This is a genomic window from Mesorhizobium sp. WSM4817, assembly GCF_055811135.1.
In genome coordinates this window covers 79,121-104,030 of record NZ_JBVVQQ010000014.1, presented here as the reverse complement: position 1 = coordinate 104,030, position 24,910 = coordinate 79,121, and the positions used below count along the sequence as shown (strand labels likewise).

The following is a 24,910-nucleotide window of genomic DNA, read 5'->3' as shown; positions in this document are numbered from 1 at the left end:
ATTGGCGCGTTTTCTCGGTTATCGCTCGTTTGGGCTCCGGGAATGCGAAAACAGTTCCCGCCCGGCCTGATCAAGCGCCTCAAGCAATGGGACAAAGGTGCTGGGCAGTCGTGGGTCGACGGCAAGATTCAGCACGCCGTGTAAATGCCGGCGATAGTCTTCGGAACGCAGCAATTGCCGTACCGCGTTGGCAACAGACTTCCCTTGTCCTGCGTCAAACTCTGCCATGTCAGGGGTTCCAGTAGCTTTAGCCCGAAACTCAGCCGCTCCGAAATGGTTCCGGCGATCTTGTTTGAATGCCCGCGCCGGAAGGGGATTGCCACTGGCCAGGTCGCGGCAGCTAGGCCGTGCATTTCGGCACGGCGCTGATTTGCGCCACGGACTGCCGCCAAGGTGGCTTTCTTACCAAGTCGCTGCCGACCGGCCCGCAGCCGCCAATCTCCAACGTCTGCGATTAGCCGTAAGCTCCCGCGCCTTCGTCATCCTAGGGCAAGCAAGGAGCGAAGCGACGCGGCGCAGACCCTGGGATCCATTCCGTGACATCAGCCGAAGATCGCAGCGGCTCAGAAAAAGCGCTCCGTAGCGATCCTTCGCGCCCCCCTCTGTCCTGCCGGACATCTCCCCCACGAGGGGGGAGATCGGCCTTCATCACTGATTTCGCCAACACCAACCTGGCAAAAAAGGACGCTGTCCGCGAAGCTGCCGATCTCCCCCCCAAGTGGGGGAGATGTCCGGCAGGACAGAGGGGGGCGCCTCGCTCCGCCATCAAAAGGTTCTGCACCGCAGCAGCGCACCAAGTTTGCCCGTGCCAATCCTGCTGAGAAACCTTCGTGACACAGTGCCACGGCTGTGCCAAACAGGGCCAACTGTGCCAGCGAGCGTGGAGAAACTGGTAAACTCAGCAGACTTAAAATCTGCCGCCACTACAATGGCTTACGGGTTCGATCCCCGTCGCTCGCACCACCTCACATCGGACTTAAATCCCTCGATCTCTGATCGTACGGGTTCGATTCCCGTCGTCCGCACCAGCAACGCCGGCGCCACCGCGCTGGCGCATGCAGGTTCCGGCTTGGATCACACCCGGATCGGGTTCAGCTTCAGATGCTGGATCAGGATGATGGTCTTGGCGTCGATGATGCTGCCGTCGTGGATGCCGGCCAGCGCCTCGTCGAGCGGCATTTCCAGGACCTCGATGTCTTCGCCTTCGTCCGGCGCGCCGCCGCCGTCGGAGATGCGGTCGGTCGGCGAATAGCGGGCGACGAAAAACCAGAGCCGTTCGGTCACGCTGCCGGGGCTCATGAAGGGCGAAAACAGCCGTTCGACGTCCTTCAGCCTATAGCCGAGTTCCTCTTCCGCCTCCTTGCGGATGCAGGTTTCGGGATCGTGTTCATCGAGCAGGCCGGCGCAGGCCTCGATCAGCGGCTCGCGGTGGCCGGTGGCGTAGGCCGCGTAGCGGAACTGCCGCACGAGCAGAACCGTCGAGCGCTCGGGGTCGTAAGGCAGGATCACCGCGCCGTCGCCGCGATCGTAAGTCTGGCGGGTCTGCGTCTCCCATTGCCCGTCGCGCCGGCGATAGTCGAGGACGGTCTTTTTCAGGACGGCCCAGTCATCGGAAAGGACTTCCTCCGAACGGATGCGAATGCGGTCTTCCATGGTGAACTCCGTGTTGCCGGCGAGGCGTAGCGGTGATCCAGCCTTTGCGCAATCCTGCCTTGAGATTGGCGAAGGCCGGCGTGCCGTCCGATCTCCCCCACACGGGGGGAGATCGGCAGCTTGGCCGACGGCGCCTGCTGCGGAGCGTTTGAAGTGCCCGGCTGGCGCTTCACCGCCTCGTGTATGGCGCGGGCGCAATCCATTGCCTAAATAGCGACAGCCCCTCCCCGGAGTTTCCTGATGACCCCTTCTCTTTTCCAGCCGATCACGCTTGACGGCCTGACCTTTCCCAACCGCATTGCGGTGGCGCCGATGTGCCAGTATTCCGCCGAAGACGGCTCGGCCAGCGACTGGCACCTGTACCACTGGATGAACCTGGCGATGTCCGGCGCCGGCATGGTCACCGTCGAGATGACCGACGTCGAGCGGCGCGGCCGCATCTCGCATGGCTGCCTCGGCCTTTATTCCGACGACAACGAGGCGGCCGCCCGGCGCGCGCTGGATGCGGCCAAGCGCGTCGCTGCTCCCGGCACCAGGTTCGGCACGCAGCTTGCCCATGCCGGCCGCAAGGCCTCCAACCAGAAACCTTGGGAAGGCGGCGGGCCGCTGAACGCCGATCAGGACCCTTGGCCGATCGTGTCGGCCTCGGCAATCGCCTACGACACGGGCTGGCAGGTGCCGAGGGCGCTGGAGGATGAGGAGATCCTGCAGATCATCGAACGCTTCGCCGAGGCGGCAAGGCGGGCCGAACGTGCCGGCTTCGATTTCATCGAATTGCACGCCGCGCACGGCTATCTGATCTTCCAGTTCCTGTCGCCGCTTTCCAACCAGCGCACCGACCGCTGGGGCGGCTCGCTGGAAAACCGCATGCGTTTTGTCGTCGAGATCGCCAAGGCAGTGAGAAAGGCAGTGCCCGGGCTGATGCTCGGGGCGCGTCTGTCGGTCAAGGAATGGGTCGATGGCGGCTTCGACGTCGACGACGCAATCGAAGTGGCCAAGGCGCTGAAGGCAACGGGCGTCGCCTATCAATGCTGCTCGAGCGGCGGCAATTCGCCCCTGCAGAAGCTGCCGGCAGGTCGCGGCTACCAAGTGCACCTGGCGGAGGCCGTTCGCAACGGCGCCGGAATCCCGACAAGGGCCGTCGGCCTGATCGACGATCCGAAGCAGGCCGAGGCGATCGTCGCCGAGGGCCGTGCCGACATGGTGGCCCTGGCCCGCGCCTTCCTCGCCGATCCGCGGTGGGCGTGGCGCGCCGCGGCCACCTTCGGCGAAAAAATCCAGCCGGCGCCGCAGCTTGCCCGCTCGGTGACGACGATGCAGCACTGGATGAAGGCGGCCGGCTGACCGGCCCGATTGCAGGGCCGCCGCCGCAACGACCGTTACCCCGAGACATTTGCGCACGCCGAGGGGCGTGCAACCAAATCAGCGGCTCCGCGTTGGCGGCGATGATGGACAGCAAGCCTTTTGAAAAGCCGGTCGTGGTCGAACTTGGCCGTGTCGGCAAATACCGTGAGATCCGCAGCACCCAGGAAGCTGCGGAGTGCCTGATGACCGTCTGGCCGCTCAATCGTGGCCCTCGGCATCGCGATGCTCTCGACACTTGCCTAAAAGTGCTGGAAGGTTATCGTTCGACAGCGGATGCGCGCCGGGCATTGGTAGAGGCCGCCGTGGAATCGGACGTGCTGGTTCCCGAAGAGAGATTGCCCGAAGGCAAACTGCCCGACCGCAAACCGCATTGAGCAACCCGAGCTTTTTCCACTGGAGGATTTCATGGCCAAGCTGACCTACAAGATCGTCGAGCATGACGGGGGCTGGGCCTATAAGGTCGGCGAGACATTTTCGGAGACGTTTCCTACTCACGAGGACGCGCTGCGCGCCGCCGAGATCGCTTCGGCCGAACAGCAGGTCGCCGGCACCACCGACGGCATCCAGTACGAGGACGCCGAAGGCAAATGGCACGACGAGCTCGCCGACGGCCGCGACCGCCCGCAAACCGAAGTTTCCGATTAGGCTGGTGTCGTTACTGATGGCTCTCGCACCTCCGGTTTCAAGAGCTGGGGCTAGACAAGCCATGCTCTTGCTATGATCCCGGCCATGGCGAATTTCAGTCCCGCTGGGAACGCTCACGATCAGGCGCGACGAAGAAGGGCGCTTGCCACGCAGCGGCTTTACAGGGCAGTCTGGTAGCGCTACCGTTTCATCATCGCGCGTGACCAGGGAGGAGCTTTGGGAACTGCCGCGGCCAGTCAGGAAAGCGGTTTCCTTCGAAGACGTCGCAGGAAGCATTCGGGAGGAAATCGATGGCGTCTGTCGCGATTGGCGATGTCTACAAATCATTCGGAACCGTCGAGATTCTCCACGGTGTCAGCGTCGATATAGAGGATGGCGAGTTCGTCACGCTGGTCGGGCCGTCGGGCTGCGGAAAATCGACCCTTCTCAGGATGATCGCCGGCCTGGAAAAGATCTCGCGCGGCCAGATCGCGATTGGCGAGCGCGTCGTCAACAACGTTGCGCCAAAAGAACGCGACGTCGCCATGGTGTTCCAGAACTACGCGCTCTACCCGCACATGACCGTCGCCGAGAACATGGCGTTCTCGCTGATGCTCAAGGGTGTTGCGAAAGCCGAAAGCGCTGCCAGCGTCAAGCGCGCCGCCGAAATCCTGGGGCTGGTGCCATTGCTGGAGCGCTATCCCCGGCAGCTTTCCGGCGGCCAGCGCCAGCGCGTCGCCATGGGCCGGGCGATCGTGCGCGATCCGGCGGTCTTCCTGTTCGACGAGCCGCTGTCCAATCTCGACGCCAAGCTCAGGGTGCAGATGCGCGCCGAGATCAAGGAACTGCACCAGCGCTTGAAAACCACGACGGTCTATGTCACCCACGACCAGATCGAGGCCATGACCATGGCCGACAAGATCGTGGTCATGCATGACGGCATCGTCGAGCAGATCGGGCCGCCATTGGAACTCTACGACCGGCCCAACAACCTTTTTGTCGCCAGCTTTATCGGCTCACCCGCCATGAACATGCTGAGGGGCGAAATCGCAACTGATGGCGGCTCACCGTCTTTTCGCGGCTCCGGCGGGATTTGCCTTCCGCTGGCCGCAGTACCGTCGACCGGCAGCGGCGAGCAGGTGGTGCTGGGGATACGACCCGAGCATCTGCAGCTATCCCAGGACGACGGCATTCCAGTCACTGTCGTGGTGGTCGAGCCGACCGGGTCGGAAGTGCAGCTCATCGGCCGGACGGCCGGCGGCGACGAGATCGTCGCCAATTTCCGCGAGCGCCATGCCTTCACGCCGGGCGAGACCGTACGGCTCACGGCCGAGCCGGGGCTCATCCATCTCTTTCATGGCGAAACCGGGCAGCGCTTCGACATGCGCGCCCGGCAGTAAGATCCATAAGGCAAGGACAATAAACAGGAGGAAACGAGCATGAAATTCACCAGACGTGACGTGATTCGCACGACCGCCGGCGTGGCGGCGGGAGCCTTGGGAAGCCGCTTCGTCGGCTCTTCCGCCTTTGCCCAGGAGGGGTTGACGTACAAGCCCGAAGATGGCGCAAAGCTGCGCATGCTGCGCTGGTCGCCGTTCGTTCAGGGCGATGAAGACCAATGGCTGGCCAACACCAAGCGGTTCTCCGAGGCGACAGGCGTCGAGGTCCGCGTCGACAAGGAAAGCTGGGAGGACATTCGCCCCAAGGCGGCGGTTGCCGCCAATGTCGGCTCCGGTCCAGATCTGATGCTGGTCTGGTTCGACGACCCGCACCAGTACCCCGACAAGCTGCACGACGTGTCGGAACTGGGTGAGTATCTCGGCACGAAATATGGCGGCTGGCACGACGGACCAAAGCAATATGCGACGCGGGAGGGAAAATTCCTCGGCCTGCCCCTGGCCACCATCGGCAATGCCATCGTCTATCGGGAAAGCTGGGTGAAGGAGGCCGGCTTCTCGGAGTTTCCGAAGGACACGGCGGGCTTCCTCGAGCTTTGCAAGGCCTTGCAGGCGAAGGGCCATCCGGCCGGCTTCACGCACGGCCATGGCGTCGGCGACGGCAACAACTATGCTCACTGGCTGCTTTGGAGCCATGGCGGCCAGATGGTCGACGAGAGCGGAAAGGTGACGATCAACAGCCCCGAGACGCTCAAGGCGATCGAATACGCCCAGGAACTCTACAAGACCTTCATCCCCGGCACCGAAAGCTGGCTCGACGTGAACAACAACCGCGCCTTCCTGGCCGGCGAACTGGGCGTCATCGCCAACGGCATTTCCGTGTATAACACGGCCAAGACCAACAAGGACAATGATCCGAAACTGGCTGAAATCGCCAAGGACATGCGCACGACCAGCCTGCCGATCGGTCCTGTCGGAAAATCGGTCGAGCTGTTCCAGGTGACCACGGCCGTGATCTTCGACTACACGCCCTACCCCAACGCGGCCAAGGCCTATCTGCAGTTCATGTTCGAGGAACAGCAAATGGCAGAGTGGATCACCTCCTCCGCCGGCTATTGCTGCCAGACACTCAAAGCCTTCGAGAACAATCCTGTGTGGACGGCCGACCCGAACAATGCCGCTTACGCCAAGGCCTCTGCGACGCTGCGTCCCAACGGTTATGCCGGGCCGCTCGGCTACGCTTCGGCGGCGACCATGGCCGACTATGTCCTGGTCGACATGTTCGCCAAGGCGGTGACGGGCCAGGCGACGCCGCAGGAGGCGATGGAAGAGGCGGAGAAACGCGCCAACCGCTACTATCGCGTTTGATCGCAGCGCAGCCGGGCAGCCGCGACCGCGCTGCCCGGTCTGGTTTCTGAAATCGCGTGGCCGCCACTCAGGCCACCATGCCACTAGACCCTATGAGGAGCCGTCCCATGGCCGTGTCGTCCGCTGCCGTTCAGCCGCGTCCGTCGATCCTGTCGCGGAGCCTGTCGCTCCTGGCCGACAGCCGGAACGCGCTTAGCTTCGGCTTCATGCTGCCGGCGGCAGCGCTGCTGCTGGTCTTCCTCACCTATCCGCTCGGGCTCGGGGTCTGGCTCGGCTTCACGGATACCCGCATCGGTCGCCCCGGTATCTTCATAGGCATCGAAAACTACCAATATCTGTCGGATGACGCCGTCTTCTGGCTCTCCGTCTTCAACACCTTGCTCTACACGATAAGCGCCTCGATCCTGAAGTTCGCGCTCGGTCTCTGGCTGGCGCTCATTCTCAATCAGAACCTTCCCATCAAATCGTTCTTCCGCGCGATCATCCTGCTGCCGTTTGTGGTGCCGACGGTGCTGTCGGCCATCGCCTTCTGGTGGATCTACGATTCGCAGTTCTCCATCCTGTCCTGGGCACTTATGGAAATGGGCCTGATCGACCATCGCATCAATTTCCTCGGCGATCCGGAGAACGCGCGCGCTTCGGTCATCGCCGCCAATGTCTGGCGCGGCATTCCGTTCGTCGCCATCACGCTGCTTGCCGGCTTGCAAACGATACCGCAGTCGCTTTACGAGGCCGCCACGCTCGACGGCGCCAGTCGCTGGCAATTGTTCCGTTTTGTGACGCTGCCGCTGCTGACGCCGATCATCGCCATCACCATGACGTTTTCGGTGCTGTTCACCTTCACCGATTTCCAGCTGATCTATGTGCTGACCCGCGGCGGACCGGTCAATGCCACCCATCTGATGGCGACATTGTCGTTTCAGCGCGGCATTTCGGGAGGCCAGCTTGGCGAGGGCGCCGCCATCGCGGTCGCCATGATCCCGTTCCTGCTTGCGGCGATCCTGTTCAGCTATTTCGGCCTGCAACGCCGCAAATGGCAGCAGGGCGGAGGAGACTGACATGGCTGAGACCGCGATCAAGAAAACGAAACGGCAGGAACTCGACGAAGGCGGCATGGGCTATCTTCAGAGCCTGCCGCGGCGCGTGGTGACAGTCTATCTGCCGTTGCTGGTGTTCGTCATCGTGCTGTTGTTCCCGTTCTACTGGATGACGATCACGGCGATCAAGCCCAATCACGAGATGACCGACTACGCCAATTTCAATCCGTTCTGGGTCGTGCATCCGACATTCGAGCACATCCGCTATCTCTTGTTCGACACGTCCTATCCGGGCTGGCTGCTCAACACGATCATCATCTCCACCGCCGCCACATTCCTGTCGCTGCTGGCTGCGGTGTTCGCGGCCTATGCGATCGAACGGCTGCGGTTTTCGGGAGCGCGGCACGTCGGGCTCGCGATCTTCCTCGCCTATCTCGTGCCGCCCTCGATCCTGTTCATCCCGCTGTCGGTGATGGTGTTCAACCTTGGGCTTTTCGACACCCCGTTCGCGCTCATCCTGACCTACCCGACCTTCCTGATCCCTTTCTGCACCTGGCTGCTGATGGGTTACTTCCGCTCGATCCCGTTCGAACTGGAAGAATGCGCGCTCATCGACGGGGCGAGCCGCTGGCAGATCCTCATGAAGATCGTGCTGCCGCTGTCGGTGCCCGGCCTGATTTCGGCCGGCATCTTCGCATTCACCCTGTCATGGAACGAATTCATCTATGCGCTGACGTTCATCCAGTCGTCGGAAAACAAAACTGTGCCGGTCGGGGTGCTCACCGAGCTTGTCCGCTCCGACGTCTATGAATGGGGAGCGCTGATGGCCGGAGCCCTGATCGGCTCGCTGCCGGTGGTGGTGCTCTATTCGTTCTTCGTCGAGCACTACGTTTCCTCGATGACCGGAGCGGTGAAGGAATAGCGCCCTGCGGGGCGCCTTCTCCCTTCTCCCCTTGTGGGAGAAGGTGGCCTCGCGAAGCGAGGTCGGATGAGGGGTGTTCCAGCTTGGCACCAACAGCGTTCCGTCCAACACCCCTCAACCGTCTTGGCGCTGCGCGCCAATCCACCTTCTCCCACAAGGGGAGAAGGAAGAAGAGGCGCATTGCCGCCAACCATCCGCCGCGTTATCTCAGGCGACCTGCCTGCCTCAACTGACCTTCTGCGGAGCCTCCCGATGCCCGAAATCGTCACCGCTGCCATGCTCGTCATCGGCGACGAGATTCTGTCCGGCCGCACCAAGGACAAGAATATCGGCCACCTCGCCGACATCATGACGGCGATCGGCATCGACCTGAAGGAGGTGCGCATCGTTGCCGACGAGGAAGACGAGATCGTCGCCGCGGTGAATGCCTTGCGTGCCCGCTATACCTACCTCTTCACCACCGGCGGCATCGGTCCGACGCATGACGACATCACCGCGGATGCCATTGCCAAGGCCTTCGGCGTGCCCTGCGAATACGACGCCAAAGCCTATGCGATGCTGGAAGCGAGCTACGCCGCGCGCGGCATCGAATACACCGAGGCGCGCAAGCGCATGGCGCGGATGCCGCGCGGTGCCGACCATATCGACAATCCGGTGTCGATCGCGCCGGGCTTTCGCATCGGCAACGTCCATGTCATGGCCGGCGTGCCGGCGATTTTCCAGGCGATGCTCGACAATGTCGTGCCGACGCTGCAGGCCGGCACCAAAATGCTGTCGGCCACGGTGCACTGTCCGTTCGGCGAAGGCCTGGTCGGCGGACCGCTGGGCGAGATCCAGAGGGCGCATCCGGACACAATCATCGGCTCCTACCCGAAATACAGCGACGGCAAGTTCTGGACCGAGCTGGTCGTCCGTGCCCGCAGCCAGCAAGCGCTGGACGCCGCCCGCGCCGACGTCGAAGCGATGGTCGCAGGGCTCGCCAGCGCGGCCAACTGATCCAAAGCGCGTCGCGCCTGAGAGGATTCATGCGACGCGCCTTCTTGTCTCATGGTGCCCCAAACCGCTGCGCACCACGCGCCCGAGGGCATGCTTTTGGGCGACATACATTAGGCCATATCCGGGCTAACCGGAACCAAGCATAGTGCTGTAACGTTTCATGCGGGCGAGTTCGCTCGCCCGCGAATTGAGGGGTTGCCATGCGATTCAAGACCATCGTCGCCATACTGCAGAACGAACAGGACGCGGAGCGCGTGCTCGAATGCGCCGTCCCGCTTGCCGACAAGTTCGAGAGCCATCTCATCGGCATTCATGCCGAAGCGCTTCCGGTCCCCTACACCTCGGCCACCGGCTTTCCCGACACCGAGTTCCTGCAGGTTTCGGCCGACATGAACAAGGAACGCGCTGAAAAATTGCGGGCGGTTTTCCTCCGGCATGTCGAAGAGTCCGGCCTGTCCTTCGAGTGGCGCAGCCTCGAGAGCTTTTCAGGAGACAGCGCGCTGACCGGCATCCCGACCGTTCGCACCGCGGACCTGATCATCGCCGCGCAGCGCGAGACGGGCGGCGATCAAAACGCCGATGTCGACACGCTGGTCTATGACGCCGGCCGGCCGGTGCTGGTCGTGCCGCACTCAGGCCCGCTGATCACCAGCTTCAAGCATGTGCTGCTCGCCTGGAACGGCAGCAAGGAAGCGGCGCGCGCCGCGTTCGACGCCCTGCCCTTCATCATCGAGGCCGAACAAACCGATATTGTCGTTATCGACCCGCCGGACACGCTCGACGAGGCCCCGGAGGCGGCCGGCGCCGAAATCGCCGCCGCCCTGTCCAGGCATGGCGCCACGGTCAGCGTCTCGGTGCTGCAATCGGCCGGCCACTCGGTCGACGAGGTGCTCCAGACCAGGGTTGCCGAAACTGGCGCCGACCTGCTCGTGCTCGGCGCCTACAGCCATTCCTGGCTGCGCCAGCTTCTGTTCGGCGGTGTCACCCGCACGGTGCTGCGCACCCTGCCGGTGGCAGCTTTCCTGTCGCGGTAAATCGACAAGCGGCAAGTCCACAGGCGGCAAGTCCACAGGGATCGCCTGCCGCCGCCCTTGCCAGGGCCAAGGCTTTCCAGTTAATTCCGCGCGTTCCTTCAAGTGTCTGCGCGCGTTTTCGCGCGCTGCGGAGTGCGCGAAAAATGTCCCTTCCCGAAAAGGCCTTTCCCGTCTCCTGGGATCAGTTCCACCGCGACGCGCGTGCGCTCGCCTGGCGGCTTGCCGGCGCCAACAAAGGCCAATGGAAGGCGATCGTCTGCATCACCCGCGGCGGCCTGGTACCGGCCGCCATCATCTCGCGTGAACTCGGCATCCGGGTCATCGAGACGGTTTGCGTCGCCTCCTATCACGACTATGCCAGCCAGGGGCAGTTGCAGGTGCTGAAGGAGGTCACGCCGGCACTGCTCGCCGATGACGGGGCCGGCGTATTGATCATCGACGACCTCACCGACACCGGCAAGACCGCGGGCATCGTCCGCGCCATGATGCCCAAGGCGCATTTCGCCACCGTCTACGCCAAGCCGAAAGGCAGGCCGCTGGTCGACACCTTCGTCACCGAGGTCAGCCAGGACACCTGGATCTATTTCCCGTGGGATATGGGCTTCACCTATCAGAAGCCGATCGCCGACGACCACGCCGGCTGATTCGCGGCAGCTGCTTTTTCTTCCGGGACATGCCGGCGGGCACTGCTTGCCGGCGAGCACTTCTTGAAAGAGTGCCGCGGCGCACGATATTCCTGAATCGACGTCTCGTGTGTGGTTAACTCGTGCGTATGAGGTTTTTTACTTTTATTGCTTATGATTAGCCGTAAGATTCACGAGACGACAAGTGATTCTGGAGGCTGGGGCAAGCTTCTACGATGTTGACGAGGCCAGTAACGCACAACCATTTGGCCGAAAGGGTCCAGCGGCTCTTCGGCGCAGCGCCGTGCCGCCTGCAGGTTGCAGCATTGCCCTGGCGCGATACCGGGCATGGCGTCGAGATCATGCTGATCACCAGCCGCGATACCGGTCGCTGGGTGCTTCCCAAGGGCTGGCCTGAGGCCAAGGAACTGCTTTGCGAAGCGGCGGCGCGCGAGGCCGGCGAGGAAGCCGGACTGCGCGGCACGGTCTCCCACCACGAAGCCGGCCGCTACTTCTATGCCAAGGCATTGGCTTCCGGCGAGGAAGTGCCTTGTGAAGTCCTGGTGTTTCCGCTGCGGGTCGACAAGATCGCCGACCGGTGGAAGGAAAAGCGCTCGCGCATCCGAAAATGGGTCAGTCCCGCCGAGGCTGTGCGCATGGTCAACGAGCCGGATCTTGGCCAGATCATCGCCTATTTCTGTGCCGACCCGCACCAGTTCTCCTGAGCAAGCATAGACTCACCGGCCAAAGCCGCAGCAAGCATAGACTCACCGGCCAAAGCCGCGCATCACCGGCGATGTTCTTGGCAAAGAAAATCGATTTGGCCACTCCAGCTTTGGCATGCGTTGTCCGGCTGATGGCCTGAACGTGGTAAAATCGAAAATCCTGCGCCCACTTCTATCCCCGTTATCCACATATGTGACACACAAGATGTTGGGGTCACAAAAGCTACGCAAACGAATCCTTGACGGCGCAAAACGAGTCGCCTTTTATAGGTCATGCGCTCCTGTTGAGAGCGCGACCGGAAAGTTTTGAGCCCGGTCTTTTTTCCCGGATTATGTGCGTTTGGCCGCATTTCCGCCCTGGCTACGGGGCCGGCGGAGGCGTCGGGATTTTGGGGTTTTTTGGGGACGAAAGGGAAAAATGTCGGACTGGAATAAATTGTCTGTTAATACTATATTTAGTGTTTGCAGGTAGGTTCGACGCTAGATAGTGTGAAGTTCCCTCGATTGAGGGAGTCGCAAAAAAGTTTCAGTCTTGAGGGACCCGCAGGGTCCGTCGGCGCGTTGGACGACTACTTCGCAAGGAGTTCGACCAGCAGGGCGGGCGGAGCCTCGTGAAAAGGAGCCGGCTGTTTTCGAACGCCGGCAGACGGCGGACATGCGCGTTTCGCAATGGGGGCAGAAATCCTCTGGGAAAGTCGCTATATCTAGACACAAAGGGATAGGACCAATGCGCATCGAGCGTCGTTTCACCAAGCAAGGGCAGTCTGCTTATTCGGAGATCGAATTCCGCAAGGCGCTTTCGGAGATCAAGAATCCGGATGGCTCGGTGGTGTTCCGCTTGGACAATATCGATGTGCCGGCGCAGTTCAGCCAGGTTGCCGCCGACATCCTGGCGCAGAAGTATTTCCGCAAGGCCGGCGTGCCGGCACGGCTGAAGAAGGTCGAGGAGAACGACGTTCCCTCCTTCCTGTGGCGCTCCGTCGCCGACGAGGCCGAGTTGGCAAAGCTGCCGGAGGCCGAGCGCTACGGCTCCGAGATCGACGCCCGCCAGGTCTTCGACCGCCTCGCCGGCACCTGGACCTATTGGGGGTGGAAGGGCGGCTACTTCAAGTCGGAGGAAGACGCGCGCGCCTTCCGCGACGAGATCGCCTATATGCTGGCCACCCAGCGCGTTGCGCCGAATTCGCCGCAATGGTTCAACACCGGCCTGCACTGGGCCTACGGCATCGACGGCCCGAGCCAGGGCCACTTCTATGTCGACCCGTTCACCGGCAAGCTGACCAAGTCGAAGTCTTCCTACGAGCATCCGCAGCCGCATGCCTGCTTCATCCAGGGCGTGCAGGACGATCTCGTCAACGAAGGCGGCATCATGGATTTGTGGGTGCGTGAAGCGCGGCTGTTCAAATACGGCTCCGGCACCGGCTCCAACTTCTCGTTCCTGCGCGGCGAAGGCGAAAAACTGTCCGGCGGCGGCCGCTCGTCCGGCCTGATGAGCTTCCTCAAGATCGGCGACCGCGCGGCGGGCGCCATCAAGTCGGGCGGCACGACGCGCCGCGCTGCAAAGATGGTCATCGTCGACGCCGACCATCCCGATATCGAGGAGTTCATCGACTGGAAGGTCAATGAGGAGCAGAAGGTCGCTTCGCTGGTCACCGGCTCGAAGATCGTCAAGAAGCACCTCGAAGCGATCATGAAGGCCTGCATCAACTGCGAAGGCCAGGACGACGATTGCTTCGACCCGGCGATCAACACCGCGCTGAAGCGTGAGATCAAGCTGGCCAAGAAGGACGGGGTGCCGGAGAACTATATCTACCGCGTCATCCAGTTTGCCAGACAGGGCTACACCTCGATGTCGTTCAAGACCTACGACACCGACTGGGATTCGGACGCCTACCTCACCGTTTCGGGTCAGAACTCCAACAATTCGGTCTCGCTGAAGGACGATTTCCTGCGCGCCGTAGAGCAGGACGGCGACTGGCATCTCACCGCCCGCAAGGACGGCAAGGTGATGAAGACGCTGAAGGCCAGGGATCTGTGGGAGAAGATCGGCTATGCCGCCTGGGCGTCGGCCGACCCGGGCCTGCACTTCAACACGACGATGAACGACTGGCACACCTGCGCCGCGGCCGGTGCGATCCGGGCGTCCAACCCGTGCTCGGAATACATGTTCCTCGACGACACCGCCTGCAACCTGGCCTCGATCAACCTGCTGCCCTATCGCAACGCCGACGGCACCATCGACATCGCTGCCTACGAGCACACGGTTCGGCTGTGGACCATGGTGCTGGAAATTTCCGTCATGATGGCGCAGTTCCCGTCGAAGGAGATCGCCAAGCTCTCCTACGAATACCGCACGCTCGGCCTCGGCTACGCCAATATTGGCGGCCTGCTGATGACCTCGGGCATTCCCTATGATTCCGACGAGGGCCGCGCCATCTGCGCAGCACTCACCGCCATCATGACCGGCACCGCCTATGCCACCTCGGCCGAAATGGCCGCCGAGCTCGGCGCCTTCCCCGATTACGACCGCAATGCCCAGAACATGCTGCGTGTCATGCGCAACCATCGCCGAGCCGCCTATGGCGACAAGGACGGCTACGAGAAACTCGCCGTCAACCCGGTGCCGCTGGTCGCCTCCGACCTGAAGCAGCCGGAGCTTGCCGCCCATGCCAAGGCTGCCTGGGACCGCGCCATCGAGCTCGGCGAGGAGCATGGCTACCGCAATGCGCAGGCGACCGTGATCGCGCCGACCGGCACGATCGGCCTGGTCATGGATTGCGACACCACCGGTATCGAGCCCGACTTCGCGCTGGTCAAATTCAAGAAGCTGGCCGGCGGCGGCTATTTCAAGATCATCAACCGCGCCGTCCCTGAAGCGCTGCGCACGCTCGGCTATTTGGAAAGCCAGATCGCCGAGATCGAGGCCTATGCGGTCGGCCACGGCAATCTGAACCAGGCGCCTGCCATCAACCCAGGCTCGCTTAGGGCAAAGGGTTTTACCGACGACAAGATCGCAGCGCTCAATGCGGCGTTGAAGTCGGCCTTCGACATCAAGTTCGTCTTCAACCAGTGGACGCTGGGTGCCGATTGGGTGAAGGAGACGTTTGGCTTCACCGACGAGCAGCTCAACGATTTCTCGTTCGAGATGCTGCCGGCGCTCGGCTTCTCGAAGAAGGACATCGAGGCCGCCAACATCCATGTCTGCGGGGCGATGACCCTCGAGGGAGCACCATTTCTGAAAGACCAACATCTGCCGGTGTTCGACTGCGCCAGCCCGTGCGGCAAGATCGGTAAGCGTTCACTGTCGATCAACAGCCACATCCAGATGATGGCGGCGGCGCAGCCGTTCATCTCCGGCGCCATTTCCAAGACCATCAACATGCCGAACGACGCGACGGTGGAAGACGCCAAGGGCGCCTACATGCTGTCGTGGAAGCTGGCGCTGAAGGCCAACGCGCTCTATCGCGACGGCTCGAAACTCTCGCAGCCGCTCAATGCCTCGCTGCTTGCCGACGTCGAAGACGACGAGGACGATGCCGTCGAGCAGCTGATCGCAGCACCTGCTTCACAGCGCGCCGTGCAGGTGACCGAAAAGATCGTCGAACGCGTCGTCGAACGCCTTTATCGCGACCGCGAAAAGCTGCCGAACCGCCGCAAGGGCTATACCCAGAAAGCGGTCGTCGGCGGCCACAAGGTCTATCTGCGCACCGGCGAATTCGACGACGGCCGTCTCGGCGAGATCTTCATCGACATGCACAAGGAAGGTGCGGCCTTCCGGGCGATGATGAACAACTTCGCCATCGCCATCTCGCTCGGCCTGCAATATGGCGTGCCGCTCGAGGAATATGTCGAAGCCTTCACCTTCACCAAATTCGAGCCGGCCGGCATGGTGCAGGGCAACGACGCGATCAAGAACGCCACGTCGATCCTCGACTACGTGTTCCGTGAGCTTGCCGTGTCCTATCTTGCCCGTCACGACCTCGCCCATGTCGACCAGTCGGATTTCGACAAGACCGCACTCGGCCGCGGCATCAACGAAGGCAAGGCGACGCCGTTCTCGAAGGGGCTGACCCGCGGCATCTCCCCGGTCAAGCTGGTGTCGGGCATGGGTGCCGACCCCAAGGGCTTTGGCGGTTCAAGTCCCTCTCCCGCCCCCACTCGCTCGGTGCCGACCGCGTTCTCGGGCTCCAACGTGCTGGCGCTGAAGCCGGCCAGCGACGAAGCGATCGCCTATAAGCGCGACTACGAGGAGCGGGCGAAGGAACTGGTCGAGGACATCGTCTACGAGGAGGCAACCGACCCGACTGGGCTGTTCACCGACGATGCCGCAAAAGAAGCTGCCGAGGCCAAGGCGCTTGCCGCTACAAGGCGTCAGCAATCCCTGATGCAGGGCTACACCGGCAACGAATGCTCCGAATGCCACAATTTTACGATGGTGCGGAACGGCACGTGTGAGAAGTGCGATACCTGTGGCTCGACGAGCGGGTGTAGCTGAGGACCGATGCCGCCTCGGCTTACGGTCCGCGAAGTCATTCGCCTGCTGGAAACCGACGGCTGGTATCTGGTTGCAACTAAAGGCAGTCATCGCCAATATAAGCATGAAATCAAAGCCGGCCGCGTCACGGTGGCCGGCAAGCCGTCTGACGAGGTTGCACCGGGAACACTGAATAGCATCCTCAAGCAGTCCGGTTTAAAGGAGTGATGACATGCGTTACGCGGTGGTGATCGAAAAAGCCGGAAACAATTTTTCCGCTTACGTGCCGGACCTGCCTGGCTGCATCGCGACCGGTGCGACGGTGCCTGAGGTGGAAACCGAAATTCGCGACGCTATACGCTTTCATATCGAAGGCTTGCGTGCCGATGGGCTGGATGTGCCCAAAGGTGTGAGCCTGGCGGAATATGTAGAGGCGTAACAACCGGGCCTTCCCTTCTCCCCTTGTGGGCCCACGAGGGGAGAAGGGAGAACTGCTCCAGCCTCAGTTCACCGCGCTGATGTTGCCCAGGCGTAAAAACAGCGTTTCGCCGGAAGAATCATCGACGCCGTCATTGTCCGTGGCGACGAAGATATCGCCGTTCTTGTCGAGGGTGAAACCTTCGACCTTGTCGATGACATAGCCGTTGGTGGCTGATTTCAGGTCCCCGATGATGTCGCGCACCAGCGTCTTTTCGACTACCGGCAGTTTGCCGCCGAGCTTGGCAGGCTTGAAGGCGTCGAGCGCCACCGAATAGATGCGCTTCACCTTGGCCAGGTCGCCGATCTGGTTGTCGCGTTCGAGGATGTAGAGCTTGCCGTCATGCGTGGTGATCTCCGACAGGCCCATCCAGCCGGCTTCGGTCGCTTCGAGCGGATAGCGCACCGCCGACCATTCCTTGGCCTTCGGCTTGTAGGCCAAAAGCTTGACCTGGCCCTTCGGATCGTCGACCCATTCGCGCTGCACGGCCATTACCAGCGTCAGGTCGTCGCCCTCGCCGATCGCGGTGATGCCTTCGAGACCGAAGCGGCTCTGGTGGGCGAGCAGTTCCATCGGGAAGCCAATTTCCTGCTTGACCACGCCCTTGTCGTCGACGCGCAGGATGGCGTGCGGGACGAGCTTTGCCGGATCGCCTTCATTGGCCAGCCAGAAGCCGCCTTCACCGTCGGCGACAAGACCCTCGATGTCGAGCTTCTGTGCAGGATGGCCATCACGCGTGACGATGGTCTTGCCGGTGATCAGCGCCGGCGTCTGCGTGGCATCGATCTCGAAGATCGATGGCGCGTTGGCATAGAACGAGTCCGAGGCAGCGAACAGCTTGCCGGCAGTGTCACCGGCAGCGAGCGCCGAAAGCGCGCCCCAGCCGAGCGGCGTGCCGTCTGCCGTGGGCTTTGCCGTGATCATCGGGTAAGTGGCGGGGCCTTCGGAGCGGTCGTAGATCATCACGTGCGAGCGGGCGAGCCCGTCCTCGACCAGGTCGGCCTCGTTGGCGGTGACCAGGAGATTGCGCGACGGGATCGCGACCAGGCCTTCGGGGCCGATGCCGGACGGCAGGATCTGCACAAACTGAGGCTCCGCACCCGTGTCCTTGTAGACGCCGACAACGGAGCCACGCTCGGACGCGACGAACAGCAGCCTGTCCTCGTCGAACGTGCCGGTCTCAAGACCTTCCGGCTCGACGCCCTTCTTGTTGCGGTCGTCGGGATAATGGCCTGCATTGGCGACCTGGTACTCGAAGGACGGACCGGAATCGTAGAGGACCTCGCCCTTCTTGCTGAAGATCGTGAAGCTGCGCGTGCCGCCCTTGTAGTCGCCTTCGTTGGCGACGGCGAGGCGGTCATTGTCGAGCCATTTCACGGCGTCGGGCTCGCGCGCGACGTTTTCGATCTTGCCATCGAAGGACAAGGCGCCGTTCTTCCTGGTGTCGATCTTGTCCAGCGTGGCGGAGCCTGCGGAAAAGTGCGCGGCGATCGCGCCGGTTTCGGCGTTGACGATGGCAATGTAGTTGTTTTCCTGCAGCGTGACCGCGATCTCGCCGGCCTCGTTGAAGGCGACGAATTCCGGCTCCGGATCTTCCGCCGCGACTTCGGCAATGCCCGCCAGGTTGACGGTCTTCATCGTCGCGCAATCAGGCTGGCCTTCTGCAAGCGTGAAAATCCTGAGGTCGCCGGCCGGCATCTGCGGAATTTCTCCGTCGTTCAGCTCCTCGTCGCGCTCGTTCTCGATGGCGATGGCCAAAAACTTGCCGTCCTTGCTGAACGCCAGCGAGTCCGGCTGGCCGCCGAGGTCGCAGGTGCTTTCGATCGCCTTGGAGGCAAGGTCGATAACGGTGAGGTTGCCCGAAGGCCGGGCTTTGCTCTGAGACGTGGTGACGCCGGCCAGCACCTTGCCGCCGATGACCACAACCGAGGTCGGCTCGCCGTCGACCTTGACGATGCCACCGGCCTTGGGCGCCTTGGGATCGGCGATGTCGATGAAGCCGACCGCACCGAGCGGGCTGTCGGAATAAACCAGCGTCATGCCGTCTTCGCTCGCCGTGATGATCTCGGACGAGGTCGGCGTGGTCCTGTCGACGTCCGCCGGCAGGTTTCCGGCGACTGCGAAGCTCGCGACCCGGTTGAACATCATGTCGGCATGGGCCGGCAGCGAAACCGAGGCAGCAAGCGCTGCCGTCAGGACGAAAAGCGCGGAATGGCGGGGCACGGGTGGCGTCTCCTGTTCGAATGGAAGCCACCTGCTTTGCGGGAACGACATTTCAATGCGATGACGGATCGACGACACTTCCGCGACAGGTGGTCAGGTCCGTCGATATTCACCTCATGCTGGTCTGCAAATGGGCACTTTGTTCGGCCGCCTACTCCGCCTCGGCCACCATCTGCCGCCCACCAACCCAGTTCCGCCAGGCTCTCTCGTCGCCGTGGAAGACGTTGAGGTCGATGCGGCCCCTCACCCCATGCGACAGGCCGGAGCCGGAATACTGCCAGAACACCCATTTGCGGCCGGGATAGACCTTTGACGGGTGCTGCGCCACCGCGCGCAGCCAGAATGGATAGTCCAGAAATGCGCCTCTGAGATTGTCGCGGTAGAAATCAGGCGCGGTGTAGATGATGGGCCGCTGGCCGTAGTGGCGCTCGAGCTTGTCCATGAAGACCTGCATCTTCTCCAGCACCTTCTGCCGCGACGGCCGCCGCTTGCAGCTGGATTCGCCGTTCCACTCGACATCGATCACCGGCGGCAAGGCGCCCTCGACCCTCGGCACGTTGCGGATGAACCAGTCGGCCTGCTCACCAGCGGTGCGGCACCAGTAGAAGAAGTGATAGGCGCCGCGCTTGAGGCCGGCGGCGTCGGCATTGCGCCAGTTCTTCCTGAACATCGGGTCGAGGTGATCGCCGCCGTCGGTCGCCTTGATGTAGGCGAAGTTCGCGCCCTGCGCGCGCAGCTTCGCCCAGTTCACGTTGCCCTGCCAGCGCGAGACGTCGACGCCGTGAACGGCCAGGTGCCTGGGCGATGCCCTGCCGAAATTGATCGGCTTGGCGTCACGAAAACGATGGCGCTGGACCGGCTCGGCAAGGATCGGTGCTGCCCGTGCCAGCCGCTTCGGCGCCACCAAGGCAATCGGCTCGACGGGTGGCTCGATGCTTTCGGCAGGCTCCGGAGTGGCCATCGCCACAGTCTGCTCCGTCGCCTCCTCCGGCGCGAAGTCGGGTTCAGCATCGGCAGCGCCGACCGACGCCACCGGCGCGGGCGGCCGCACAACCGAGCTGGTCGTCTCGCTGGACGGCACTTGCAGCGCGTCGACGCCGGACGTGGACGTGCAGCCGGCAAGGCAAAGTGACGCGATCGAGAAGATGACGACGCCTGATAACCGCATCTGGACCTGTACGCAGAACACAACAGACCGATGGCAAGACAACGCCGCCGGACAAACCAGTCCGGATTACTAACAAGAAATTACCAACAAAGTTTGAATCAAATTGTTAGGGCAGAGGGGCTGGGCAAGGCGCTCGCTCTATCACCGTAGCGGTGAGAGCCTGGAAACGCCGCAGGACCGAAGGCGCGCGAAGGATCGCCGACGCCAGGCCGCTGCTTAGCCGCACAACCATAGATTGTGGCAGCTCTCGGCTACCATATGAGCGGGCGGGACGGAGCGGTCGGTGCCAAGGCGATCGGAGTTTGGGCGATCGGTGACGGGATTGACCGACGCATCGTCATCCCGGCGAACCTTTTCTTCGAGCAGCGAGCGAAGCTCGGCCGGCTGCACGTGGTCACGCTCCATCACCAGCTTGATCATCGGATCGCTCAAAAGCTCATCCAGGGTGTTAATTCTGTCGTTCATCTGTCGCCTCCTTCGACTGCCGACCCGCAGGCAATAGATAGGCGGCAATGATGGCTCGCCAATGACGCTTTGCCGGCTATCTCGTGTCTCGGACGAAAAAATTTGGGCACGCCCTGCGCCTCAGTTGGGCGGGGGCGCGCCTTCATATTGCGGCAGTTCGTCGTCGAGTTGCACCCAGGGCTGCTTCGAGGCGGTCCAGATATGCATCTGCGGTTTGAACATGGAAGGATCGTCGAGCGAGCCGGAGGTGATGCCGATGATGCCGGCGGAGTCGCGCCGGGAAAACATCGTCGTGCCGCAGCCCGGGCAGAAGCCGCGCTTGAGATCGGGCGAGGAATTCACCGTCGCCACCGGCCCGTCAATGGTCACATCGTCGATACGGAACAGCACGCGGGCGTTGAAGGCCGCGCCCAGCGCCTTCTGGCAAAGCCGGCAATGGCAGACGCGCTCGTTGATCGGCGCGGCCTCAGTGCGGTAGCGCACTGCCCCGCACAGGCAGCCACCCTGATATTTCGCCATTGCCTTAGCCCGTCTTTCTGAAGATTGGCAGGAAGGTAGCTGCCGGGATAGGAGCGTCAATTGAAAAGCTTTGATGGCGCCATCTGTTGGCGTGATGCGGCAGGCCGAATGTACGATCAGGCGCGATGCGCAACGAGCGTCGCCGGCCATCTCGCGGGAGGACGGCCGGCAGGCAGTTGTCAGGCGGTCAGTGCGTTTCTCTGACGATCTCGTCCCAGGTCTTGACGTTGGTCTCGCCATTGAGGAAGGGCAATGCGGCGGCCACCAGTTCCGGCGCGAAAAACACGTCGTAGTGGGTGCGGTTCGGCAGGATGGCCAAGCGGTTCTGCGACAGGTCCTCGCGCATCCAGCCGGCGTCCTTCAGCCCGCCGCCGAGCATCTGATAGAACTTGATCTCATGCTCGGGCCGGTACATGTCGCTGTCGCCAAATATCAGCATGACCGGCATCTTCAGCTTCGCCACGTCGGCGGAGTAGTCGTAGTCCTTGCGCATATGGGTGCCCAGCTGGTCGAGCAGTTTTGGAAAATCCTGCGGGTGCGGCGCGACCGCCACGTAGGATTTGTACATCGGCGTGTCCTTCATCATGTCGGCCATCGCCGCGCCGATCTGCGCCTGCTGAGTACGCATGTCGGCATAGAAGCCGTCCGAGGCATAGCCGGTCGAGACCAGCACCAGCCGGCGCACTGTCTCGGGATGCTGGACGGCCATGCGGAAGGCGACGCCGCCGCCCAGCGAGTAACCCATGACGTCGACTTTGTCGTAGCCGAGCGCCTTGACGATCGCCGCCATGTCGTCACCCATCGCCTCAAGGCTCAACGGCCGATCGCCGAGCGCGGTGCGGCCGTGACCATGCAGGTCGACGCCGATGACGGTGCGGCTTTCGGCAAGCTTCGGCAGGATCGGCGCGAACATATCGGTGGTGCCGAGACCACCATGCAGCAGAAGCAGCGGCTCGCCCCGGCCATAGACGGCGTAATAATAATTCAGGCCGTTGATCGGCAGCAGGCCGGATTTCGCCGGCTTCGGCATGGCTTTCGTTTCGCTGGTCATGGACGGCTTTACGTCCTCGGCATTGCTGGCGCCCGGCGCGGCGAACAACGCCGCGGCCGAGGCGAAAATGGCGAAAAACATCGATCTGGACATGTCGGTCTCCTTGCGTCCCGCCGATATCAAAGCCGCCTGGCGACTTCTTCGAGCTGGTCGGCGCACTGGCCCCAGCCCTCGTGAAAGCCCATCTTCTCGTGCTCTTCGCGGTCAGTGACCGACCAATGCGCAACCCGGGCGATGTAGCGGGTCTTGCCCTCGCCCTCATCCTCAAAGGTCAGCACGACCGTCATGAACGGCTTTTCGGACGGCTCCCAGGCCTTTGTGTAGGCGTCGGTGAGAACGATCTTTTTGCCCGGCACGACTTCGAGGAAGACCCCGGGGTTCGGGAATTCGTTGCCGTCGGGACCGGCCATCACAACCAGGCTGGAGCCGCCGGTGCGTACGTCCATTTCGGCGCGCGGCGTCGTCCACGGCTTTGGCGCGAACCATTGCGTCACGAGCTTCGGCTCGGTCCAGCAGCGATAGACGTTCTCGCGCGGCGCATCGATGATGCGGGCGAGAACCAGTTCACGGTCGGAGCTGGGGGCGATGTCGAGCTTGGTCGTCATGATGGTCTCCTCACTTGCTTGCAAAAGGGTTGCTTGAATGCCGGTTTCCGTCTCAAGGACGAGCGGGCAACGCACAGCCCGACACGGTCTCGCGAAAAATCTCGCTAGACCGATTTAGGCGGGCGGCCGCGTAAACCTAGTGGCGCTTGGCTTGCACCAGATAGGCTTCGATCTCGGTCTCGCCGAGCCACTTTGCCGCTTCCAGCCGGTGCAGGCCTTCAACCAGGATATGGCGCTTGCCGTCGTGGCGCACCTGGATCGGCGTCTTCATGCCGTTTTCCAGAATGTCCTCGGCCAGATGCCGAACGGTCTCGGGATGCAGCGTCTTCCTGCGCGCGGTCGGCACGTAGATGTCGTCCACCCTGACCTTTTGCACTCTCAGCATGTCGGCTCCCGCGGCGGAAAAGGCCGCCTTTTGAGAGATAGTCGGTTTGACAGGCAAGGCCAAGGCCGGCTGTCAGCTATCGCTGGCCCGATCGTTTCCGATTGACGCTTGCCGAGCAGATGGCCGAAATGGCGATCTTCGATCATGCCGGTAGCCATGACTGACTTGCCGACCGAATTCCCCGATTTCGGACTGACGCCCCACCAGCGCCGGCAAGCGGTGCGCGGCCACTACTGGGAGTGGCCGGGCATGGACGGCGAACATGGCGAGATCTGGTGCTACAGCGACCGTTTCTCATACCGTCGGGGCGAGACGGTGACGCTGCATGTCAGCTCGACGGCCTCCAGCTTCAGCATGGCGATCGTCCGCGACGGCGGCATCGAGACGAAAATGTTCGAGAAGGCCGGGATCGCGGCACGCTGGCAGGATACACCCGACCAATGTTCGGTCCTAGGCTGCGGCTGGGACGCGTCGTTTGAATTCCGCGTCGGCGACGACTGGCCGTCCGGGGCCTATCGCGTCACGCTGACGGCGGATGGCCGCGATGGCAAGCCGGTCCGCTGCCACCATCTTTTCATCGTTACCCCGCAGCCCGGCAAGAAACGGGGTCGTGTGCTGCAGGTCGCCGCCACCGGCACCTGGCTTGCCTACAACACTTGGGGCGGCTCCAATCATTACGAAGGCATCACCGGCCCGAACCGCGACCAGTATGCCCCAATGGTGTCGACGAAGCGGCCATGGTGCCGCGGCTTTGTTGTCCTGCCGAAGGAGGCGCCGCGCGTGCCGCTCGCGGTCGCCGTGGCGCCCAAAACCGTGCCGCGCTATCCGCATATGGAATGGGCCTTCGCCACCGGCCATTCGAAGAAATACGCCTCGTCGGGCTGGGCAAGCTATGACAGCCACTTCTTTCGTTTTGCAGAGCGTGCCGCCTATCCGGTCGACCTTGCCAGCCAGCACGAATTGCATTTCTCGCCCGAAATCCTCGACGGCTATGACTGCGTCGTCTTCGTCGGCCATGACGAATACTGGACCTGGGAGATGCGCGACGCTGTCGACGCCTACATCGAGCGCGGCGGCCATGCGGCGCGCTTCGCCGGCAATTTCATGTGGCAGACCAGACTGGAGGACGAGGGCCGCCGTCAGGTCTGCTACAAATACCGCGCCCGCGCCGAGGATCCGGTCTATCGCGGCGGCGACGTGACCCGCGCCACCAACTCCTGGGAAGCACCGGAAATCGGCCGGCCGGGTGCGACGACCTTCGGGCTCAATGCGACCAGGGGCATCTACGCCGGCTGGGGCGGTTGCGCACCGCGCGGCGTGCGCGGCTTTCCGGTCTACCGGCCTGAGCATTGGGCGTTCGCCGGCACAGGCATCTATTACGGCGACCTGCTCGGCGCCGACAGCCATGTCTATGGCTACGAGGTCGACGGGCTCGACCACGAGATCCACGGCGGCCTACCCTACCCGGCGCCCGACAGCGGCGCGCCGGATGGGCTGGAAATCCTTGCGGTCGGCATGGCTGCGCAAGTCGAGGAGAGCACCGACATCCCGTTCGAACACCAGTTTCTCGGCGACGAGGATGGACGCTTCACCGCCGAAACGCTGTTCGGCGAGGCGAGCGACGCCAATCTCGACAAGGTCAAGCGCGGCAACGGTATGATCGTCAATTTCCGGCGAGGCAAGGGCGAGGTGTTCCACGCCGGAAGCTGCGAATGGGTCGCCGGCCTGCTAAGGCAGGACGCGATGGTCGAGCGCGTCACCAGGAATGTACTCGACCGCTATCTCGGAAAGTCCTGAC

24 protein-coding genes and 1 tRNA gene are annotated in these 24,910 nt (G+C 62.7%); 16 read left to right on the top strand and 9 right to left on the bottom strand.

What is annotated here, in order from left to right:
• Positions 1–18: 18 nt before the first annotated feature.
• The gene (locus tag AC0L2K_RS19945) at positions 19–228 is read right to left on the bottom strand and encodes a hypothetical protein (protein WP_473532114.1); all 210 of its coding nucleotides are present in this window, start codon (positions 226–228) and stop codon (positions 19–21) included.
• A 646-nt stretch (positions 229–874) separates the two neighbouring features.
• Here AC0L2K_RS19945 and AC0L2K_RS19940 point away from each other — a divergent pair.
• Positions 875–963 (top strand) — tRNA-Leu (locus tag AC0L2K_RS19940).
• A 111-nt stretch (positions 964–1,074) separates the two neighbouring features.
• Here the strand turns inward: AC0L2K_RS19940 and AC0L2K_RS19935 are convergent.
• Positions 1,075–1,653, bottom strand: a complete 579-nt coding sequence (locus AC0L2K_RS19935; RefSeq protein ID WP_023798195.1) for an NUDIX domain-containing protein — start codon at positions 1,651–1,653, stop codon at positions 1,075–1,077.
• Between the two features lie 240 nt (positions 1,654–1,893).
• Between AC0L2K_RS19935 and AC0L2K_RS19930 the strand changes: the two genes are divergently transcribed.
• The 14 genes from AC0L2K_RS19930 (at position 1,894) to AC0L2K_RS19865 (ending at position 16,657) form a co-directional block, all read left to right on the top strand.
• Positions 1,894–2,997, top strand: coding sequence for an NADH:flavin oxidoreductase/NADH oxidase (locus tag AC0L2K_RS19930; RefSeq protein WP_473532113.1), 1,104 nt, complete (start codon positions 1,894–1,896; stop codon positions 2,995–2,997).
• Positions 2,998–3,098: 101 nt separating this feature from the next.
• Positions 3,099–3,392: a DUF982 domain-containing protein gene (locus AC0L2K_RS19925; RefSeq protein ID WP_473532148.1), complete on the top strand. Its 294-nt coding sequence runs from the start codon at positions 3,099–3,101 to the stop codon at positions 3,390–3,392.
• A 31-nt stretch (positions 3,393–3,423) separates the two neighbouring features.
• Positions 3,424–3,663 (top strand): DUF2188 domain-containing protein, encoded by a 240-nt coding sequence (locus tag AC0L2K_RS19920; RefSeq protein ID WP_023798198.1) that lies wholly within the window; start codon positions 3,424–3,426, stop codon positions 3,661–3,663.
• Between the two features lie 290 nt (positions 3,664–3,953).
• Complete coding sequence (locus tag AC0L2K_RS19915; protein WP_473532112.1) at positions 3,954–5,042, top strand: ABC transporter ATP-binding protein; 1,089 nt, start codon at positions 3,954–3,956, stop codon at positions 5,040–5,042.
• 39 nt (positions 5,043–5,081) lie between these two features.
• Complete coding sequence (locus tag AC0L2K_RS19910) at positions 5,082–6,407, top strand: ABC transporter substrate-binding protein (protein WP_128168497.1); 1,326 nt, start codon at positions 5,082–5,084, stop codon at positions 6,405–6,407.
• Positions 6,408–6,613: 206 nt separating this feature from the next.
• Entirely contained in the window at positions 6,614–7,465 is an 852-nt protein-coding gene (locus AC0L2K_RS19905) for a carbohydrate ABC transporter permease (protein ID WP_287062084.1), read from the top strand.
• Position 7,466: 1 nt separating this feature from the next.
• The gene (locus AC0L2K_RS19900; RefSeq protein ID WP_128168495.1) at positions 7,467–8,366 is read left to right on the top strand and encodes a carbohydrate ABC transporter permease; all 900 of its coding nucleotides are present in this window, start codon (positions 7,467–7,469) and stop codon (positions 8,364–8,366) included.
• 252 nt (positions 8,367–8,618) lie between these two features.
• Entirely contained in the window at positions 8,619–9,362 is a 744-nt protein-coding gene (locus AC0L2K_RS19895) for a competence/damage-inducible protein A (protein WP_473532111.1), read from the top strand.
• Positions 9,363–9,562: 200 nt separating this feature from the next.
• Positions 9,563–10,396: a universal stress protein gene (locus AC0L2K_RS19890; protein ID WP_128168493.1), complete on the top strand. Its 834-nt coding sequence runs from the start codon at positions 9,563–9,565 to the stop codon at positions 10,394–10,396.
• Positions 10,397–10,539: 143 nt separating this feature from the next.
• Complete coding sequence (gpt, locus tag AC0L2K_RS19885) at positions 10,540–11,040, top strand: xanthine phosphoribosyltransferase (RefSeq protein ID WP_023798205.1); 501 nt, start codon at positions 10,540–10,542, stop codon at positions 11,038–11,040.
• Positions 11,041–11,255: 215 nt separating this feature from the next.
• Positions 11,256–11,744 (top strand): NUDIX hydrolase, encoded by a 489-nt coding sequence (locus AC0L2K_RS19880; protein ID WP_128168492.1) that lies wholly within the window; start codon positions 11,256–11,258, stop codon positions 11,742–11,744.
• Positions 11,745–12,471: 727 nt separating this feature from the next.
• The gene (locus AC0L2K_RS19875; RefSeq protein ID WP_473532110.1) at positions 12,472–16,239 is read left to right on the top strand and encodes a vitamin B12-dependent ribonucleotide reductase; all 3,768 of its coding nucleotides are present in this window, start codon (positions 12,472–12,474) and stop codon (positions 16,237–16,239) included.
• A gap of 6 nt (positions 16,240–16,245) precedes the next feature.
• Complete coding sequence (locus AC0L2K_RS19870; protein ID WP_473516233.1) at positions 16,246–16,446, top strand: type II toxin-antitoxin system HicA family toxin; 201 nt, start codon at positions 16,246–16,248, stop codon at positions 16,444–16,446.
• Positions 16,447–16,450: 4 nt separating this feature from the next.
• Complete coding sequence (locus tag AC0L2K_RS19865; protein WP_024504399.1) at positions 16,451–16,657, top strand: type II toxin-antitoxin system HicB family antitoxin; 207 nt, start codon at positions 16,451–16,453, stop codon at positions 16,655–16,657.
• Between the two features lie 63 nt (positions 16,658–16,720).
• Here AC0L2K_RS19865 and AC0L2K_RS19860 read toward each other — a convergent pair whose 3' ends face one another.
• The 7 genes from AC0L2K_RS19860 to AC0L2K_RS19830 all read right to left on the bottom strand — a co-directional run bounded on the left by AC0L2K_RS19860 (position 16,721) and on the right by AC0L2K_RS19830 (position 23,112).
• Positions 16,721–18,919 (bottom strand): esterase-like activity of phytase family protein, encoded by a 2,199-nt coding sequence (locus AC0L2K_RS19860; protein WP_473532109.1) that lies wholly within the window; start codon positions 18,917–18,919, stop codon positions 16,721–16,723.
• A 151-nt stretch (positions 18,920–19,070) separates the two neighbouring features.
• Complete coding sequence (locus AC0L2K_RS19855; RefSeq protein WP_473532108.1) at positions 19,071–20,087, bottom strand: glycoside hydrolase family 25 protein; 1,017 nt, start codon at positions 20,085–20,087, stop codon at positions 19,071–19,073.
• Positions 20,088–20,303: 216 nt separating this feature from the next.
• A complete protein-coding gene (locus AC0L2K_RS19850; RefSeq protein ID WP_473532107.1) occupies positions 20,304–20,552 on the bottom strand; it encodes a hypothetical protein in 249 nt (82 codons plus the stop codon).
• Positions 20,553–20,672: 120 nt separating this feature from the next.
• A complete protein-coding gene (locus tag AC0L2K_RS19845; protein WP_128168487.1) occupies positions 20,673–21,071 on the bottom strand; it encodes a GFA family protein in 399 nt (132 codons plus the stop codon).
• 187 nt (positions 21,072–21,258) lie between these two features.
• On the bottom strand, positions 21,259–22,215 hold the full coding sequence (locus AC0L2K_RS19840; RefSeq protein ID WP_473532106.1) for an alpha/beta fold hydrolase: 957 nt from the start codon (positions 22,213–22,215) through the stop codon (positions 21,259–21,261).
• A 26-nt stretch (positions 22,216–22,241) separates the two neighbouring features.
• Positions 22,242–22,727, bottom strand: coding sequence for an SRPBCC family protein (locus tag AC0L2K_RS19835; RefSeq protein ID WP_128168485.1), 486 nt, complete (start codon positions 22,725–22,727; stop codon positions 22,242–22,244).
• Between the two features lie 136 nt (positions 22,728–22,863).
• On the bottom strand, positions 22,864–23,112 hold the full coding sequence (locus AC0L2K_RS19830; RefSeq protein ID WP_023798216.1) for a ParB N-terminal domain-containing protein: 249 nt from the start codon (positions 23,110–23,112) through the stop codon (positions 22,864–22,866).
• 156 nt (positions 23,113–23,268) lie between these two features.
• Between AC0L2K_RS19830 and AC0L2K_RS19825 the strand changes: the two genes are divergently transcribed.
• A complete protein-coding gene (locus tag AC0L2K_RS19825; RefSeq protein WP_473532105.1) occupies positions 23,269–24,909 on the top strand; it encodes a N,N-dimethylformamidase beta subunit family domain-containing protein in 1,641 nt (546 codons plus the stop codon).
• The last annotated feature ends 1 nt before the right edge of the window (position 24,910 follow it).

Excerpts from the sequence above, each read along its gene's own strand:
- AC0L2K_RS19905 (WP_287062084.1), top strand. The coding sequence starts at position 6,614 with ATGCTGCCGGCGGCAGCGCTGCTGCTGGTCTTCCTCACCTATCCGCTC.
- AC0L2K_RS19865 (WP_024504399.1), top strand. The coding sequence starts at position 16,451 with ATGCGTTACGCGGTGGTGATCGAAAAAGCCGGAAACAATTTTTCCGCT.
- AC0L2K_RS19915 (WP_473532112.1), top strand. The coding sequence starts at position 3,954 with ATGGCGTCTGTCGCGATTGGCGATGTCTACAAATCATTCGGAACCGTC.
- AC0L2K_RS19855 (WP_473532108.1), bottom strand. The coding sequence starts at position 20,087 with ATGCGGTTATCAGGCGTCGTCATCTTCTCGATCGCGTCACTTTGCCTT.
- AC0L2K_RS19825 (WP_473532105.1), top strand. The coding sequence starts at position 23,269 with ATGACTGACTTGCCGACCGAATTCCCCGATTTCGGACTGACGCCCCAC.
- AC0L2K_RS19850 (WP_473532107.1), bottom strand. The coding sequence starts at position 20,552 with ATGAACGACAGAATTAACACCCTGGATGAGCTTTTGAGCGATCCGATG.
- AC0L2K_RS19910 (WP_128168497.1), top strand. The coding sequence starts at position 5,082 with ATGAAATTCACCAGACGTGACGTGATTCGCACGACCGCCGGCGTGGCG.
- AC0L2K_RS19930 (WP_473532113.1), top strand. The coding sequence starts at position 1,894 with ATGACCCCTTCTCTTTTCCAGCCGATCACGCTTGACGGCCTGACCTTT.
- AC0L2K_RS19935 (WP_023798195.1), bottom strand. The coding sequence starts at position 1,653 with ATGGAAGACCGCATTCGCATCCGTTCGGAGGAAGTCCTTTCCGATGAC.
- AC0L2K_RS19900 (WP_128168495.1), top strand. The coding sequence starts at position 7,467 with ATGGCTGAGACCGCGATCAAGAAAACGAAACGGCAGGAACTCGACGAA.
- AC0L2K_RS19925 (WP_473532148.1), top strand. The coding sequence starts at position 3,099 with ATGATGGACAGCAAGCCTTTTGAAAAGCCGGTCGTGGTCGAACTTGGC.
- AC0L2K_RS19830 (WP_023798216.1), bottom strand. The coding sequence starts at position 23,112 with ATGCTGAGAGTGCAAAAGGTCAGGGTGGACGACATCTACGTGCCGACC.
- AC0L2K_RS19835 (WP_128168485.1), bottom strand. The coding sequence starts at position 22,727 with ATGACGACCAAGCTCGACATCGCCCCCAGCTCCGACCGTGAACTGGTT.
- AC0L2K_RS19840 (WP_473532106.1), bottom strand. The coding sequence starts at position 22,215 with ATGTCCAGATCGATGTTTTTCGCCATTTTCGCCTCGGCCGCGGCGTTG.
- AC0L2K_RS19945 (WP_473532114.1), bottom strand. The coding sequence starts at position 228 with ATGGCAGAGTTTGACGCAGGACAAGGGAAGTCTGTTGCCAACGCGGTA.
- AC0L2K_RS19895 (WP_473532111.1), top strand. The coding sequence starts at position 8,619 with ATGCCCGAAATCGTCACCGCTGCCATGCTCGTCATCGGCGACGAGATT.
- AC0L2K_RS19880 (WP_128168492.1), top strand. The coding sequence starts at position 11,256 with ATGTTGACGAGGCCAGTAACGCACAACCATTTGGCCGAAAGGGTCCAG.
- gpt (WP_023798205.1), top strand. The coding sequence starts at position 10,540 with ATGTCCCTTCCCGAAAAGGCCTTTCCCGTCTCCTGGGATCAGTTCCAC.
- AC0L2K_RS19920 (WP_023798198.1), top strand. The coding sequence starts at position 3,424 with ATGGCCAAGCTGACCTACAAGATCGTCGAGCATGACGGGGGCTGGGCC.
- AC0L2K_RS19875 (WP_473532110.1), top strand. The coding sequence starts at position 12,472 with ATGCGCATCGAGCGTCGTTTCACCAAGCAAGGGCAGTCTGCTTATTCG.
- AC0L2K_RS19845 (WP_128168487.1), bottom strand. The coding sequence starts at position 21,071 with ATGGCGAAATATCAGGGTGGCTGCCTGTGCGGGGCAGTGCGCTACCGC.
- AC0L2K_RS19870 (WP_473516233.1), top strand. The coding sequence starts at position 16,246 with ATGCCGCCTCGGCTTACGGTCCGCGAAGTCATTCGCCTGCTGGAAACC.
- AC0L2K_RS19890 (WP_128168493.1), top strand. The coding sequence starts at position 9,563 with ATGCGATTCAAGACCATCGTCGCCATACTGCAGAACGAACAGGACGCG.